General features: G+C 73.1%; 12 protein-coding genes. 6 read left to right on the plus strand and 6 right to left on the minus strand.

The genetic code is table 11. The features are described 5' to 3' along the window. Positions 1–42: 42 nt before the first annotated feature. The 3 genes from IG02_RS0107235 to rox all read left to right on the plus strand — a co-directional run bounded on the left by IG02_RS0107235 (position 43) and on the right by rox (position 2595). Positions 43–402 carry a DUF6415 family natural product biosynthesis protein gene (locus tag IG02_RS0107235; protein ID WP_030743222.1) on the plus strand — a complete coding sequence of 120 codons (360 nt, stop codon included), beginning with the start codon at positions 43–45 and terminating at the stop codon, positions 400–402. After that, a complete protein-coding gene (locus IG02_RS41425) occupies positions 399–659 on the plus strand; it encodes a hypothetical protein (protein WP_158712253.1) in 261 nt (86 codons plus the stop codon). Before IG02_RS0107235 ends, IG02_RS41425 begins: the two co-directional genes overlap by 4 nt. Positions 660–1152: 493 nt before the next feature. Further along, a complete protein-coding gene (rox, locus tag IG02_RS0107245) occupies positions 1153–2595 on the plus strand; it encodes a rifampin monooxygenase (RefSeq protein WP_030743227.1) in 1443 nt (480 codons plus the stop codon). A 180-nt stretch (positions 2596–2775) separates the two neighbouring features. Here rox and IG02_RS0107250 read toward each other — a convergent pair whose 3' ends face one another. Then, positions 2776–3264 (minus strand): glutathione peroxidase, encoded by a 489-nt coding sequence (locus IG02_RS0107250; protein ID WP_030743229.1) that lies wholly within the window; start codon positions 3262–3264, stop codon positions 2776–2778. A gap of 125 nt (positions 3265–3389) precedes the next feature. Here IG02_RS0107250 and IG02_RS41430 point away from each other — a divergent pair, with 125 nt between their 5' ends. Further along, a complete protein-coding gene (locus tag IG02_RS41430) occupies positions 3390–3698 on the plus strand; it encodes a DUF6011 domain-containing protein (RefSeq protein WP_158712254.1) in 309 nt (102 codons plus the stop codon). 94 nt (positions 3699–3792) lie between these two features. On the opposite strand, the gene IG02_RS0107260 is transcribed toward IG02_RS41430, so the two are convergent. Next, entirely contained in the window at positions 3793–5583 is a 1791-nt protein-coding gene (locus IG02_RS0107260) for an FAD-binding dehydrogenase (protein WP_030743233.1), read from the minus strand. 308 nt (positions 5584–5891) lie between these two features. On the opposite strand from IG02_RS0107260, the gene IG02_RS43415 reads away from it, so the two are divergent. Next, positions 5892–7304 (plus strand): PucR family transcriptional regulator, encoded by a 1413-nt coding sequence (locus IG02_RS43415; RefSeq protein WP_063756736.1) that lies wholly within the window; start codon positions 5892–5894, stop codon positions 7302–7304. Here IG02_RS43415 and IG02_RS0107270 read toward each other — a convergent pair. Continuing rightward, the gene (locus IG02_RS0107270; protein WP_030743237.1) at positions 7235–8107 is read right to left on the minus strand and encodes an acyl-CoA thioesterase; all 873 of its coding nucleotides are present in this window, start codon (positions 8105–8107) and stop codon (positions 7235–7237) included. The genes IG02_RS43415 and IG02_RS0107270 overlap by 70 nt on opposite strands. Positions 8108–8309: 202 nt before the next feature. Further along, complete coding sequence (locus tag IG02_RS0107275) at positions 8310–10823, minus strand: DEAD/DEAH box helicase (RefSeq protein WP_030743239.1); 2514 nt, start codon at positions 10821–10823, stop codon at positions 8310–8312. A gap of 165 nt (positions 10824–10988) precedes the next feature. Here IG02_RS0107275 and IG02_RS0107280 point away from each other — a divergent pair, with 165 nt between their 5' ends. Further along, positions 10989–11780, plus strand: coding sequence for a metal-dependent hydrolase (locus tag IG02_RS0107280; protein WP_030743242.1), 792 nt, complete (start codon positions 10989–10991; stop codon positions 11778–11780). A 190-nt stretch (positions 11781–11970) separates the two neighbouring features. On the opposite strand, the gene IG02_RS0107285 is transcribed toward IG02_RS0107280, so the two are convergent. After that, on the minus strand, positions 11971–13752 hold the full coding sequence (locus IG02_RS0107285; protein WP_030743244.1) for an ABC transporter ATP-binding protein: 1782 nt from the start codon (positions 13750–13752) through the stop codon (positions 11971–11973). Further along, positions 13749–15899, minus strand: coding sequence for an ABC transporter transmembrane domain-containing protein (locus tag IG02_RS0107290; RefSeq protein WP_234314642.1), 2151 nt, complete (start codon positions 15897–15899; stop codon positions 13749–13751). The genes IG02_RS0107285 and IG02_RS0107290 overlap by 4 nt, the downstream gene beginning before the upstream one ends. Between the last annotated feature and the right edge of the window lie 139 nt (positions 15900–16038).

The raw sequence follows: 16038 nt of genomic DNA on the forward strand, positions 1-16038 counted from the left end.
CCCATCATGGCTCCACTGTCTCGCTGTCACATGGAGCCGACTATGAGCGCTGCCCCCGCACCCGCCACCGAGGCGATCCAAACCGCCCTGGCTCGCGCCGCGGATCTCGGTCGGGCCGCGGGGACGATAGAGCAGCTCCAAGCGCTCGCCGATGAACTGCGCGACCACGTCCGCGTTCTGCTTCCCGCGGCTCAGGCGCACGCGGACGGGCTGTGGAAGGGTGGCCGGGACTGGTATCTGCTCGTGTCCCGGATCGGCACCGCGCGGCGGGCGGCCGAGAGCGAAGCGGCGCCGGCCGGGTTGCTGGAGGCGCATGTACGCGTGCGGCTGCTCGCGACTGACTGCCGCTGGCTCCTGTCGGAGTACGGTTCGGCCTCCGCGCCGGAAAGGGCCGAGCCGTGATCGCGGTCCGGCTCCAGCTCCCCGGGCCGCCCGATTACCACCTCGGCGCGTGCTTCATCTGCCGCCGCTCGGGGCTGAGCACCATCCGGATCGGCACGATGTCGAGCCCCGGTGGTCCTGGGCACCACGCGCGTGAGACGCCGCTGTGCGTCTGCCGCGGCTGCCTGGGGCACCTGATGCTCATGCACCACACCGCGCACACCGGCCCGGCCCGGCCGTACGTGGCCGGCGGTCACCGCTGCTGGCTGGAGGGCTGATGAAGAACGGTGCCCCGTGGGTGGGTGACCAGGTCCGCGACGAGGTGACGGGCCGGTCCGCCATCGTCACGGACGTGCGGAGCGGTAGGTACGTGTTGCGCGCGCTGCACGGTGTCCGCCAATGGACCGCTCTCGACGCCGCCCGGCTCACCGTGACGGTGCCACTCCCCGAGAACCGACCTCCGCGTCGTCCGTCGGGACGGCGTCACAGCTGATCTCCCGAGTGCCGCACGGCGGGGCAAAAGACAAAGGCAAGGAGGTTGCCCACTCCTTGCCACTCTCAAGGTATAGCGCACGGGGGGCCTTGCGGCAAGGCCCCCCTCGTGCCGCAGAATCGTCGGCCGAGGCCAGGACCTGCGGAAACGGCGGATGCGCGGAGTGCGTGCCGTGTCGTCGGCGTAAAGGGTGTGCGGTCGCGTCGGACCGACCGTGCGCGCCGATGGACCGTGTGGGGCGGGTGGCCGGAATCCACTCTCGTTGAATGGGCGTTGTGATGATTGACGTGATCGTGGTCGGTGGCGGACCGACCGGCTTGACGCTGGCCTGCGAGCTGCGGCTGCACGGCGTGCGCGTGGTCGTGCTGGAGAGGCTGACCGAGCCGACCGGGCAGTCCCGCGGACGCGGCCTGCACGCGCGCAGCGTCGAGCTGATGGACCAGCGCGGCCTGCTGGACCGGTTCCTCGCGGTCAGCGAGAAGTTCCAGGCCGGCGGCCTGTTCGGCGGCATCGTCAAGCCGTGGCCCGACCGGCTGGACACGGCGCACCCGTACGGGCTCGCCACCCCGCAGCCGGTCACCGAACGGCTGCTCGAGGAGCGTGCCCGCGAACTCGGTGCCGAGATCCGGCGCGGCTGCGAAGTGACCGGGCTGAGCCAGGCCGACGAGGGAGACGGGGTGACCGTCGAGCTGGCGGACGGCACGCACCTGCGCTCGCGTTACGTCGTCGGGTGCGACGGCGGCCGCAGCACGGTGCGCAAGCGGCTCGGCGTCGGCTTCCCCGGCGAGCCCGCCAAGGTCGAGACGTTGCTGGGCGACATGGAGGTGACCGAGGACCCGGCGACGGTCGCCGCCGTCGTCGAGGAAGTGCGCAGGACCCAACTGCGGTTCGGCGCCATCCCCGACGTGGACGGGCACGAGGGGGTGTACCGCATCATCGTGCCCGCCGAGGGGGTGAGCGAGGACCGTACGAGCGCGCCGACGCTCGACGAGTTCACCCGGCGGCTGCGGGCCGTCGCGGGCACCGACTTCGGCGCGCACTCCCCGCGCTGGCTCTCCCGGTTCGGCGACGCCACCCGGCAGGCCGAGCGCTACCGCGTGGGCCGGGTGCTGCTGGCAGGCGACGCGGCGCACATCCATCCGCCGACCGGCGGGCAGGGGCTCAACCTCGGCGTGCAGGACGCGTTCAATCTCGGCTGGAAGCTGGCGGCGGCGGTGGCCGGCTGGGCGCCGGAGGGGCTGCTGGACAGCTACCACACCGAACGGCACCCGGTGGGCGCCCGCGTGCTGGACAACACCCGGGCGCAGATCACGCTGTTGGGCACCGATCCCGGCGCGACCGCGCTGCGGGAGCTGTTCTCGAAGCTGATGGACTTCGAGGAGGTGAACCGGTACGTGACCGGAATGATCACCGCGGTCGAGGTCCGCTACGACTTCGGCGAGGGCCACGAACTGCTCGGCAGGCGGCTGCGGGACGTGAAGCTGAAGCGGGGGCGTCTCTACGAGCTGATGCACGGCGGCCGCGGGCTGCTGCTCGACCGGACCGGCCGACTCTCGGTGGCGGGCTGGGCGGACCGCGTCGACCATGTCGTGGACGTCAGCGAGGAACTGGACGTGCCCGCGGTGCTGTTGCGGCCGGACGGCCACGTGGCGTGGGCCGGTGAGGACCAGGGGGAACTGCTCAGTCGACTGCCCCGGTGGTTCGGCGCCGCTGCCGCCTGAGCGCGGCGGTCGAGATGCGTGACGCCCGGGATCGCTTCGGCTCTGATGTCGTACGCCGTCGCGCGTACCCGCCCGCCATCGGGCGCCCGCACCGGACGCGGCACCGGGTCCCGTGCCGGCCCCGCGCCGGGTCCGTCTCCGGTCAGGACCGGGGCGGACCCGGCACGAGGACTTGCGGCGTCAGGCGGGGAGCTGGGCCTCGATCGCCGCGACGACCTCCGGGGACTCCGGCTCCGTACGCGGCCGGATACGGGCCACGACCTCGCCCTGCGGGGACAGCAGGAACTTCTCGAAGTTCCACTGCACGTCCCCGGCCGCCCCCTCCGCGTCGGCCGCCTTCGTCAGCTCCGCGTACAGCGGGTGCCGGGTCTCCCCGTTGACGTCCGTCTTCTCCAGCAGCGGGAAGGTCACCCCGTACGTCGCCGAGCAGAACGTCTCGATCTCCTCCGCGGTGCCCGGCTCCTGCCCGGCGAACTGGTTGCAGGGCACGCCGAGGACCGTGAACCCCTGGGCGCCGAACTGCTTCTGGAGCCGTTCCAGGCCCGCGTACTGCGGGGTGAGACCGCACTTGGAGGCCACGTTCACCACCAGGACGGCCTTGCCCTGGTACGCGGCCAGGGACGTGGGCTCACCGGCCAGGGTGCGCAGGGGAATGTCGTACAGAGCCATGGAGAATCTCCTCGCTGTCCGGGGGGTTCCGGCCTTGCCCGCCCATTCTGTACCCGGAGGTGGGCATGCCGGGGACCGGGCTGGTACAGCTGGGAGGCGTGGCTGAACGGGAGAGGGATCACGGGGTGGCGGATCACGGGGTGGCGGCGCGGCCGGGGGACGACGGACTGCTGCCGGGCACGGGCACGGGCACGGGCACGGGCACGGGCACGGGCACGGAGACGGACACCGGCGCCGGTACGGGCACGGGCGACGGCGCCGGGGCGGGGGCCCGGCGTCCGGTCCGATGCCGTATGTGCGGGAGGCTGTTGACCGGTACGGTGTCCCGTCGCACCGGTCTCGGGCCCACCTGCGACGCCAAAACGCACCCGCCCGCGCCCGACATCAGGACCTGGCGCCGCGAGGCCGACCAGGACCCGCTCCCCGGCTTCTGACCGGCCCAGGGGCCGATCCCGTGCCGATTCGGGGCGGATCCCGTGCCGGTTCCGGACCGGTCCCGGCCCCGGTGACCGGCCCCGTACGGGTACGTCAGGAGCCCGTCGCCGCCGCCGCGGCCCGTCCCGCCTGGCGGCCGGAGAACAGGCAGCCGCCCAGGAAGGTGCCCTCCAGCGACCGGTACCCGTGCACCCCGCCGCCGCCGAAGCCCGCGACCTCGCCGGCCGCGTACAGGCCCGGCACCGGGGCGCCGGTGGCGTCCAGGACCCGGCCGGACAGATCGGTCTGGAGCCCGCCGAGGGTCTTGCGGGTGAGGATGTTCAGCCGTACCGCGATCAGCGGGCCGGCGCCCGGATCCAGGATCTTGTGGGCCGAGGCGGTGCGGCTGAGCTGGTCCCCGCTGTACCGGAGCGCGTTGTGGATCCCCATGACCTGGACGTCCTTGGTGTAGGGGTTGTCGATCTCCCGGTCGCGGGCGTCGACCTGCCGCTGCAGGTCGGCCAGGTCGATCAGGTTGCGGCCGATCAGCCCGTTCATGCCCGCCACCAGGTCCGGAAGGGTCCTGGCGACGACGAAGTCGACACCGTTCTTCTTGAACTTCTCGACCGGTTCGGGGGTCTGCCAGATGCGCGAGAGGGTGAGCGGGATGTCCTTGTTGGTGAGGTCCGGGTTCTGCTCGGAGCCGGACAGCGCGAACTCCTTCGCCATGATCTTCTGCGTCGTGACGAACCAGGAGTAGTCGTACCCGGTGTCCGTGATGGCCTTCAGCGTGCTGAGGGTGTCGTACCCGGGCAGGTTGGGGGCGGAGAAGCGCTTGCCCCTGGCGTCCAGCCACAGGGACGAGGGGCCGGGCAGGATACGGATACCGTGCTTGGCCCAGATCGGGGCGTAGTTGCGCAGCCCCTCGGTGTAGTGCCACATCCGGTCGGGGTTGACGATCCGCCCGCCGGCCCGCTCGGTGATGGCGAGCATCCGGCCGTCCACGTATTCGGGCACCCCGGTGATCATGTTCGCGGGCGGGGCGCCGAGCCGCTCCGGCCAGTTCTGCCGGACCAGGTCGTGGTTGGCGCCGATGCCGCCGGAGGTGACGATCACCACCGGCGCGCGCAGTTCGAAGTCACCCACCACCACGCGCGAACTCTTCTTGCCGCGCGGGGCGTCGCTCGGCTCCAGCACCTTGCCGCGCACACCGGTGACGGCACCGTTCGTACGCACCAGCTCGTCGACGCGGTGCCGGAACTTGAACGTCACCCGGCCCGAGGCCGCCGCCGCCCGTACCCGCTTCTCGAACGGCTCCATCACGGCCGGGCCCGTGCCCCAGGTGACATGGAAGCGGGGCACCGAGTTGCCGTGCCCGTCCGCCAGGCCGCCACCCCGCTCGGCCCAGCCGACGATCGGGAACCAGCGCACCCCCAGCTGGTACAGCCAGGACCGCTTCTCGCCCGCGGCGAAGTCCACGTACGCCTCGGCCCACTTGTACGCCCAGTGGTCCGGGCCGCCGGGGTCCGTGACACCGCGGTCGAAGCCGGCCGTGCCCAGCCAGTCCTGCCACGCCAGGTCGCGCGAGTCCTTGATGCCCATCAGCCGCTGCTCGTCGGAGTCGACCAGGAACAGCCCGCCGAACGACCAGAACGCCTGTCCGCCCAGGTTGGACTCCGGCTCCTGGTCCAGCAGGAGCACCTTGCGCCCCGCGGCGGCCAGTTCCGCCGTGGCCACCAGGCCCGCGAGACCGTGGCCGACGACGATCGCGTCCGCGTCGGCCGACGACGAGGCGGCGAAGGCCGGTGCCGCCTGGGCGAGGGCGGTCGCACCGGCGAGCACGCCGCCGGCCACGGTCAGTGCCCGGCGACGGCTGAACAGGGACGGCTCTGCGGCTGATTCCATGGGGTCCACGGGATACCTTCCGACGGGGGGTGGCGGGTGGTGGCCGCGGGTCCCGCCCGACGGCGGTGCCCGGCGGCGGCGCACGGAGACGGCACCCGGCGGCAGCGCACGGGACCGCGCCCGGCGACGGCCCCGCCACGGGCGCGCGCGAAGGGTGCCGCCCCGAAGGCCCTGCTGTTACTGTGCGGTAGCCCACAGGTAATCAGGTCGCCGCGGGAGGGCGGTAGTGGCCGGGCGCCAACGCACCCGCCCGTCGTTGTGGCCCAGTGACAGCGCTCGTACGTCGGAAGCGTCGGAAGGGCGAGGCTTTGACCGTCACCCCTCAGCGCGAGCCGGTCGCCGGGATCCTGCGGGCCATGGCCCTCGACGCGGACGTACGGGGCGAACTCGTCCGCGCGGCGCGCGGACGCTCGCCCGAGGTGGCCCACCAGCTCACCGAGGCGGAGACCCGCCGCCATGTCGCCGCCCTGGTCGCCGCGGCGGGGGACTGGTTCGGCGCGTCCGACCGGGTGGACGGGTTCGACCGGGCGGACGAGGAGAACTTCGCGGCCGCCGCCCTCCTGGGGGCGGACCGGGCGGGGCAGGGCGTGCCGATGACCGCGGTCCTGCGCGGGGTCCAGGCCGCCCTCACCCGTGCGATAGAGATCACCGCCGACCGCTGCCGGTCCGCCGGGGTGCCGCAGGACGCGCTCCTGGGCGCGGTCCTGCGGCTGAAGGAGTACGGCGACGCGGTCGAGCGCCAGGTGATCCACGGATACCGCGCCGCGGAGCGGGTCGGGCCGCAGGCGACGGGCGAGATCCGGACGAGGCTGCTGCGGCGGTTACTGGTGGGCGGGACGGTACCGGCCCCGGAGGAGCTGACGCGGGCCGGGATACGACCGGACCGGGCGCGCCACTGCCTGGTGACGGACGCCCGGGACCCGGCGCGCGCTCGGCTGCTCGGCCGGCGGCTCGCCGCGCTCGGCGATGTCTTCGGGCTGGTCGAGGGGCGGCTGGTGGGCCTGTCTCCACGGCCGCCCAGGAGTGAGGAGATCGGGGCCGCCGCGCTGGTGGTGGTCTCGCCGCCCGTCGCCCTGGACGAGCTGCGCCCGGCCTACCGGCTCTGCGTCCGGGCCCTGGAGACCGGCGGGCACCGGCGGCGGCCCGGACCGTACGAACTCACCGGTTTCGCGGGCGAGATAGCGCTGGCGGACCAGCCGCTCCTGGGCGCCTACCTGAGCGGCCGGCTCCTGGGGGCCCTCGACCGGTCGGACGACTTCCATCGTCAACTCGCCCGTACCGCCCTGGCGTTCCTCGACCATGGGCGCCGCCTGGACCGGACGGCGGCGAGCCTGTTCACCCACCCCAACACCGTTCGCTACCGGCTCGGCCGGCTCCAGGAACTGACGGGCGAGCCACTGGCCGAGAGCCCGGAGGCCGGACCGCCCGCGGGCCTCTCGGCGGGTCGTTCAGGGGGGCCGCCCGCGCCGCTGAGCACGCTGCACTGGTGGTGGGCCCTGACCGACTGGCTACGGCCGGATCCGCGCCGAGAGCCGGCCCGTGACGCGGAGGACTCGACCCGCGAGCCGGCCCCGGACGCCGACCGGACCCCCGACGTCGACCGGGCCACGGACGCCGACCGGGCCCGGCCCCGCCGTCACGACGCCGGACCTCAGCCGGTGAGCTTGCGGAACAGGCCCTCCTGCACCACCGACACCAGCAACTTCCCCTCCCGGTCGTAGATCCGGCCCCGCGCCAGCCCCCGGCCGCCCGTCGCGATCGGCGACTCCTGGTCGTACAGGAACCACTCGTCCGCGCGGAACGGGTGGTGGAACCACATCGCGTGGTCGAGCGACGCCATGTCGAAGCCGCGCGGCCCCCACAGTGGCTCGACCGGGATGCGCACCGCGTCCAGCAGCGTCATGTCGCTGGCGTACGTCAGCGCGCAGGTGTGCACCAGAGGGTCGTCACCCAGCGGTCCCACCGCGCGCATCCACACGGCGCTGCGCGGGTCCGCGCCCTCGATCTCCTCCCGGGTCCAGCGCAGCCGGTCCACGTACCGGATGTCGAACGGCTGCCGGCGGGCCATCCGTTCGAGCGGCTGCGGCAGCTCGCCCACGTGCGCGCGCACCTCTTCCGCCACGGTGGGCAGCGTCTCGGGGTCCGGGAATTCCAGGCGCGGCGGCAGCTGGTGCTCGAAGCCGCCCTCCTCCGGGCGGTGGAAGGAGGCCGTCAGATTGAAGATCGTGCGGCCCTGCTGGACGGCCGTGACCCGGCGGGTGGTGAAGGACCGGCCGTCCCTGACCCGTTCGACCTGGTAGACGATCGGTACGCCAGGTCGCCCCGGCCGCAGGAAGTAGGCGTGCAGCGAGTGGACGGGGCGCTTCCCGTCGGTCGTACGGCCGGCGGCGACCAGGGCCTGGCCCGCGACCTGCCCGCCGAAGACGCGTTGCAGGGACTCCTCGGGGCTGCGCCCGCGGAAGATGTCGACCTCGATCCGCTCCAGATCGAGCAGATCGACCAGTCTCTCGGCAGGATTCGTCATATTCGCGGTTCTCCATGGTGCGGAAGTGCTGATCGCGTCTCGTGCTGCCAGTGGCCCTGGACAGCGTCCCGGCCCCGGCCCTGGTCCGGTCGCCGGCCCCGGCCCCGGCCCTGGTCCGGTCGCCGGCCCCGGCCCTGGTCCGCCTGCCGGTCCCGGTCCTGGCTCCTGTCCCGGCCCGCTTCACGGCCCTGTCCGGCAGGGCTCACAGCCGGCCCACGGAGGTGACCCGTACGACCGCCACGCCCTCCGCGTCGGAGGCCGCCAGGTCGACCTCCGCGCTGATGCCCCAGTCGTGGTCGTCGTTCGGGTCGGCGAACGTCTGCCGGACCCGCCACAGCCCGTGCGCCGGGTCCTCCTCGATGGCCAGCAGCTTGGGGCCGCGGGCGTCCGGGCCGGTGCCGAGATCGTCGTACTCGTCCCAGTACCCGTCCATCGCCTCGGCCCAGGCGTCCTCGTCCCAGCCCGACTCGGCGTCCAGCGCGCCCAGTTCCCCGACCTTGTCGAGCGCCGCCAGTTCGACCCGGCGGAACATCGCGTTGCGCACGAGGACCCGGAAGGCCCGGGCGTTGGCCGTGACCGGACGGACCTGGTCGGCCTTCTCCTGGGCCTCCTCGGCGGTCTCCTCCTCCGGGTTTGCGAGCTGCTCCCACTCGTCCAGCAGACTGGAGTCCACCTGCCGGACCATCTCGCCCAGCCAGGCGATCAGGTCCTCCAGGTCGTCCGACTTCAGGTCGTCCGGGATGGTGTGCTCCAGCGCCTTGTACGCGCTCGCGAGGTAGCGCAGCACGATGCCCTCGGTCCGCGCCAGCTCGTAGAAGGACGTGAACTCGGTGAAGGACAGGGCCCGTTCGTACATGTCCCGGATCACCGACTTCGGCGAGACGGGATGGTCACCGACCCACGGGTGGCTGGTGCGGTAGGTGTGGTAGGCGTGAACGAGCAGCTCCTCCAGGGGCTTGGGGTACGAGACGTCCTGGAGCCGCTCCATCCGCTCCTCGTACTCGATCCCGTCCGCCTTCATCGCGGCCACCGCCTCACCGCGCGCCTTGTTCTGCTGGGCGGCGAGGATCTGCCGGGGGTCGTCCAGCGTGGACTCCACCACCGACACCATGTCCAGGGCGTACGACGGCGACTCGGGGTCCAGCAGCTCGAACGCGGCCAGCGCGAAGGTGGACAGCGGCTGGTTCAGCGCGAAGTCCTGCTGGAGGTCGACGGTCAGCCGGACGGTACGGCCCTCGGCGTCCGGGGTGTCCAGCCGCTCCACCACCCCGCCGTCCAGCAGCGAGCGGTAGATGGCGATGGCCCGCCGGATGTGCCGCAGCTGCTGCTTGCGCGGCTCGTGGTTGTCCTCCAGCAGCCGGCGCATGGCCTCGAAGGCGTTGCCCGGCCGGGCGATCACCGACAGCAGCATCGTGTGCGTCACCCGGAACCGGGAGGTCAGCGGCTCGGGATCGGACGCGATCAGCTTCTCGAAGGTCGTGTCCGACCAGGCGACGAAGCCCTCGGGCGCCTTCTTGCGCACCACCTTGCGCCGCTTCTTCGGATCGTCGCCCGCCTTCGCCAGCGCCTTCTCGTTCTCCACGACGTGCTCCGGCGCCTGCGCCACGACGAAGCCCGCCGTGTCGAAGCCCGCGCGTCCGGCCCGGCCCGCGATCTGGTGGAACTCCCGCGCCCGCAGGGTTCGCACGCGGCTGCCGTCGTACTTGGTCAGCGCCGTGAACAGCACCGTGCGGATGGGCACGTTGACGCCGACACCGAGCGTGTCCGTACCGCAGATGACCTTGAGCAGACCGGCCTGGGCCAGCTTCTCCACCAGGCGGCGGTACTTGGGCAGCATGCCCGCGTGGTGCACGCCGATGCCGTGGCGCACGTACCGGGAGAGATTGCGGCCGAACTTGGTCGTGAAGCGGAAATTGCCGATCAGCTCCGCGATCTTGTCCTTCTCCTCGCGCGAGCACATGTTGATGCTCATCAGCGACTGCGCCCGCTCCACGGCCGCGGCCTGCGTGAAGTGCACGATGTAGACGGGGGACTGCTTGGTCTCCAGCAGCTCGGTCAGGGTCTCGGTGATCGGGGTGAGGCGGTACTCGTACGACAGCGGCACGGGCCGGGTCGCGGATCGTACGACCGACGTCGGCCGGCCGGTGCGGCGGGTCAGGTCCTCCTCGAACCGGGAGACGTCGCCGAGCGTCGCCGACATCAGGACGAACTGGGCCTGCGGCAGCTCCAGGAGCGGGATCTGCCACGCCCAGCCGCGGTCCGGCTCCGCGTAGAAGTGGAACTCGTCCATCACGACCTGGCCGATGTCCGCGTCCGCGCCGTCGCGCAGCGCGATCGACGCCAGCACCTCGGCGGTGCAGCAGATCACCGGGGCGTCGGCGTTCACGGACGCGTCGCCGGTCAGCATGCCGACGTTCTCCGTGCCGAACAGCTTGCACAGGTCGAAGAACTTCTCCGACACCAGCGCCTTGATCGGCGCGGTATAGAAGGTGACCTTGTCCTCGGCCAGCGCGGTGAAGTGCGCACCCGCCGCGACCAGGCTCTTTCCCGAACCGGTGGGCGTGGAGAGGATCACGTTCGCGCCGGAGACCACTTCGATCAGCGCCTCCTCCTGGGCCGGATAGAGCGTGATGCCCTGTCCCTCGGCCCAGGAGGAGAAAGCCTCGAAGAGGGCATCGGGGTCGGCGTCCTGCGGCAGCTGATCGATAAGGGTCACGCCCCCCATCTTGCCTTCCTTCCGGCCCGATCAGGGAACCGGCGGCCGAGGCGAAGATCATGAGCGATACGCTGCGGGGGCAACCGCGCCCGACCGCGCGGGGCTTCACCGCATCGGGCTTCACCACGGGGCACCACGACAACTGCATGGGGGCGGGTTACGACCATGATGGGACCGGCACACTCTCTGTCGGGAGCGGCGGCCTGGCTGGGGGTGGGTGCCGCGGCCTCCGCAGCCGGGCACGGCATGCCGTGGCCGGTCCTGGTCGCCGGGGCCCTCATCTGCGCGGGCGCCGCGCTCGCCCCGGACCTCGACCACAAGGCCGCGACGATCTCACGGGCCTTCGGACCCATATCGAAGACGCTCTGCGAGGTCGTCGACAAACTGTCCTACGCCGTCTACAAGGCGACCAGGAAGCCCGGCGACCCGCGCAGGAGCGGCGGGCACCGCACGCTGACGCACACCTGGGTCTGGGCGGTCCTGATCGGCGCCGGCGCCTCGGCGGTCGCGTACACCGGCGGGCGCTGGGGCGTCCTCGCCATCCTCTTCGTACACATGGTGCTCGCGGTGGAGGGACTGCTGTGGCGGGCCGCCCGGGTCTCCAGCGACATCCTCGTCTGGCTGCTCGGAGCGTCCAGCGCGTGGATGCTGGCGGGCATCCTGGACGAGCCGGGCAACGGCGCGAGCTGGCTGTTCACCGAGCCGGGCCAGGAGTACCTCTGGCTCGGCCTGCCGATCGTGCTGGGCGCGCTCGTGCACGACATCGGGGACGCGCTGACGGTCTCCGGCTGCCCGATCCTCTGGCCGATACCCGTGGGCCGCAAGCGCTGGTACCCGCTGGGCCCGCCGAAGGCGATGCGGTTCCGGGCCGGCGCCTGGGTCGAGGTGAAGGTCCTCATGCCGGTGTTCATGCTGCTCGGCGGCATAGGCGGGGCGGCGGCGCTGGGCTTCATCTGAGCCGCCGGGCCCGCAACCGGGCCGGCCCCTGCCAGTCCCGCCCGGCGGGACTGGCAGGGGCCGGAGCGCGCCGGGATCCCGTCGCGCGTGGCCCTCGCGTCCGCGCTCTCGGGCCCGTCCAGCGCGGCCCGTGGCCCGGACGGCCCGTAGCGCTTGCCGGGCCCTTGGAACGACCGGACGGGCTCCCGCCTCAGCCGTGCCAGGAACGCCACAGCGCCGCGTACGCGCCGTCCGCCGCGACCAGTTCGTCATGGCTGCCCAGCTCGCTGATCCGGCCGTCCTCCACCACCGCGATCACATCCGCGTCGTGCGCCGTGTGCAGCCGGTGGGCGATCGCCACGACCGTACGGCCCTCCAGCACCCGGGCCAGCGACCGCTCCAGGTGGCGGGCCGCCCGGGGGTCGAGCAGCGACGTCGCCTCGTCCAGCACCAGCGTGTGCGGATCCGCCAGCACCAGCCGGGCCAGCGCGATCTGCTGCGCCTGGGCCGGCGTCAGCGCCGTACCGCCGGAGCCGACGGCCGTGTCCAGCCCCTCCGCCAGCGCCCGTGCCCAGTCGTCCGCGTCGACCGCGCCGAGCGCCGCCCACAGCTCGGCGTCCCCGGCGCCCGGGCGGGCCAGCAGCAGATTGTCGCGCAGTGAGCCGACGAACACGTGGTGTTCCTGGTTGACCAGCGCGACCTGCTCGCGCACCCGCTCGGCCGGCATCCTCGACAGCTCCGCCCGGCCGAGCGTGACCCGGCCGGACCGGGGCCCGTAGACGCCGGCGAGCAGCCGTCCGAGGGTCGACTTCCCGGCCCCCGAGGGGCCGACCAGCGCCACGCGGCTGCCCGGACGGACGTCCAGCGTCACCCCGTGCAGGACGTCGACGCCCGCGCGGTAGCCGAAGCGCACCTCGTCGGCGCTGACGTGCCGGCCGTCCGGCACCACCGACGCGTCGCCCGCGTCCGGCTCGATGTCCCGTACGCCCACCAGCCGGGCGATCGACACCTGCGCGACCTGGAGCTCGTCGTACCAGCGCAGGATGATTCCGACCGGGTCCACCAGCATCTGGGCGAACAGCGCGCCCGTCGTCAACTGGCCGACCGTGATCCAGCCCTGGAGCACGAAGGACCCGCCGAGCACCAGCACGGCCAGGAAGATCGTCGTATGGGTGAGGTTGATGACGGGGAACAGCACCGTCCGCAGCCACAGCGTGTACCGCTCCCAGGCCGTCCACTCCTTGATCCGCCGCTCCGACAGCGCGATCCGCCGGGCGCCGAGGCGGTGCGCCTCCACGGTCCGGCCGGCGTCGATCGTCTCGGCGAGCGCGGCGGCCACGGCCGCGTACCCGGCGGCCTCGGAGCGGTACGCCGACGGCGCCCGCCTGAAGTACCACCGGCAGCCCACGATCAGCAGCGGCAGGGCCAGCAGCACGGCGAGCCCGAGCGGCGGCGCGGTGAGCGTCAGCGCCCCGAGCAGCAGCCCCGCCCACACGACGCCGATCGCGAGCTGCGGCACGGCCTCGCGCATGGCGTTCGCCAGCCGGTCCACGTCGGTGGTGATACGGGACAGCAGATCGCCGGTGCCCGCCCGCTCCAGCACGCCGGGCGGCAGGCCGACCGACCTGACGAGGAAGTCCTCGCGCAGATCCGCGAGCATCTCCTCGCCGAGCATCGCCCCGCGCAGCCGTACCAGCCGGACGAACACGGTCTGCACCACCAGCGCGACCGCGAAGATCGCGACGGTCCGCTCCAGACGCAGGTCGCGCGCGCCGTCGGCCAGATCCTCGACGGTGCCGCCGAGCAGGTACGGGCCGACCATCGAGGCGATCACCGAGACGGCGTTCACGGTGATCAGCAGGGCGAAGGCGGTACGGTGCCGGCGCAGCAGCGAGCCGACGTAGGCCCGGACGGTCGCCGGGGTGCCGACGGGCAGCGTCGTCGCGGACTCCGGGGCCGCCGGGTCGTGGGCGGGTGGCGCCACGCCGATCATGCTGATTCCTCGATCTCTTCCTGAGCCCTCGGCGTGGCCGGGGCGGGGCTGTCGTCGTGTCCGGTGCGGGGCCCGTTTCCGGGACCGCTGTTCGCGGCGCGCGGGCCGTCCTGCCCGGGGCGGGGGCCGTCCTGCCCGGCGCGGGGAGCGCCGTGGTGCCGGTCGCTCAGCCCGTCGGTGCGCTGGTCGTCCCGCGTGCCGGCGCGTTCGCCGGGGAAGCCGCCGGTGCGGCCGGCGCCGAACCCTTCGGCAAGTCCGTCGTCGAGCGCGCTGTCCAGGGCGTCGAGCGTGCCGACCCCGGTGGTGTATTCGCCGCCCCGGGCGCGCTCGGCACGCGCCCGGACACGGTGCTCGCGCTCGGCGCGCCGCTCGCCCTCCGTGCGCTCCTCCGGTTCGGTCTCGCGCGTCACCACGGCGCGGTAGGCGGGCTCGGTGCGCAGCAGTTCGCGGTGCGGTCCCGCCGCCGTGACCGTGCCCTCGTGCACGAACGCGACCCGGTCCGCGTGTTCCAGCAGCAGCGGCGAGGAGGTGAACACCACGGTCGTGCGCCCCGCCCGTAGCTCCTTCACGCCCCGCGCCACGCGCGCCTCGGTGTGCGAGTCCACCGCGGACGTCGGCTCGTCCAGTACCAGTACCTCGGGGTCGGTGACCAGGGAACGGGCCAGCGCCAGCCGCTGCCGCTGCCCGCCGGACAGCGAGCGGCCCCGCTCGGTGATCGGGGACCGCAGGGGGTCGCCGCTGCCGTCCACCGACGCCTGGACGAGCGCGTCGAGCACGTCCCCGCAGTGCGCGGCGAAGAGCGCCCTCTCCGGGGCGACGTCCCCGGAGGACGGCACGTCCAGCAGTTCCGCGAGCGTCCCGGACAGCAGGACCGGGTCCTTGTCCTGGACGAGGACGGCGCCGCGCGCCGCGTCCAGCGGGAGGTCGTCCAGCGCCACCCCGCCGAGCAGCACTGACGCGCTCATGACCGGCTCGGCCGCATGGCCGCCGAGCCGCTCGGCGAGCCGCCCCGCGGCGTCCGGGTCGCCGCACACGACGGCGGTCAGCCGCCCGGCCGGTACGAGCAGTCCGGTGACGGGGTCGTACAGATCGCCGGCCGGCCGCGCGCCGGCCTCGACACGGCCCAGGCCGCCGCGCTCGTCCTCGTACGCCGTCCGCTCCAGCGACAGGACCCGGGCCGCCCGCTTGGCGGACGGGCGGGAGAAGGAGTACGCCATCGCGATCTCCTCGAAGTGGCGCAGGGGAAAGAGCAGCAGGGTCACGGCGCTGTAGACGGTGACCAGACCGCCGACCTCGATACCGCCGTCCAGGGCGAGGCGGGCGCCGTACCAGATGACCGAGATCAGCAGCGCCCCCGGCAGCAGGACCTGGACCGCCGAGATCAGCGACCACATGCGGGCGCTGCGGACGGCGGCCTCGCGCACCTCCTGGGAGGCGGCGCGGTAACGGCCGAGGAACAGCTCCTCGCCGCCGATGCCGCGCAGTACCCGGAGTCCCGCGACGGTGTCGGAGGCCAGCTCGGTGGCCTTGCCGGCCTTCTCGCGCTGGATGTCGGCCCGCTTGGTGGCGCGGGGGAGCAACGGCAGTACGGCGACGGCGAGTACGGGCACGCCGATCGCGACCAGCGTTCCCAGCTCGGGTACGTACACGACGAGGCCCACGCAGATCAGCGCGATCGCGATGACGGCGGCCGCGAAGCGCGAGAGCGCCTCCACGAACCAGCCGATCTTCTCGACGTCGCCCGTGGAGACCGCGACGACCTCTCCGGCCGCGACCTGCCGGGTCAGCGCCGCGCCCAACTCGGCGGTCTTGCGGGCCAGGAGCTGCTGGACACGGGCGGCGGCGGTGATCCAGTTGGTGATGGCGACGCGGTGCAGCATGGTGTCGCCGAGGGCGATGGCCGCGCCGCACAGCGCGATGAAGCCGCCGGCCACGGCGAGGCGGCCGCCCGACCGGTCGACCACCGCCTGGACGGCGAGCCCGGCACCCACCGAGAGCCCGGCGATGCCGGCGAAGTGCAGCAGCCCCCAGCACACGGCCTTGAGCTGACCGCCCAGTTGGTTGCGCCCGAGCCACAGCAGGAACCTGGGGCCCGACCGGGCGTCGGGAGTCCCGGGGTCGGCATAGGGGAGGTCGCGAATCTGCATGATGTCCCATGACTCGTGGAGTGGCTCAAACCGTGCAAGGTTCGCTCCCTCGACCGGTCGGGGCAATCGGTTTTCCGAGAAATGAGCCGGATCGAGCCAGGAGTCTCCCGCGCAGGCGCAGGCGCAGGCGCAGGCGCAG

Source organism: Streptomyces sp. NRRL F-5135, from assembly GCF_000719775.1.
In the GTDB taxonomy this organism is placed as follows: Bacteria; Actinomycetota; Actinomycetes; order Streptomycetales; family Streptomycetaceae; genus Streptomyces; species Streptomyces hebeiensis.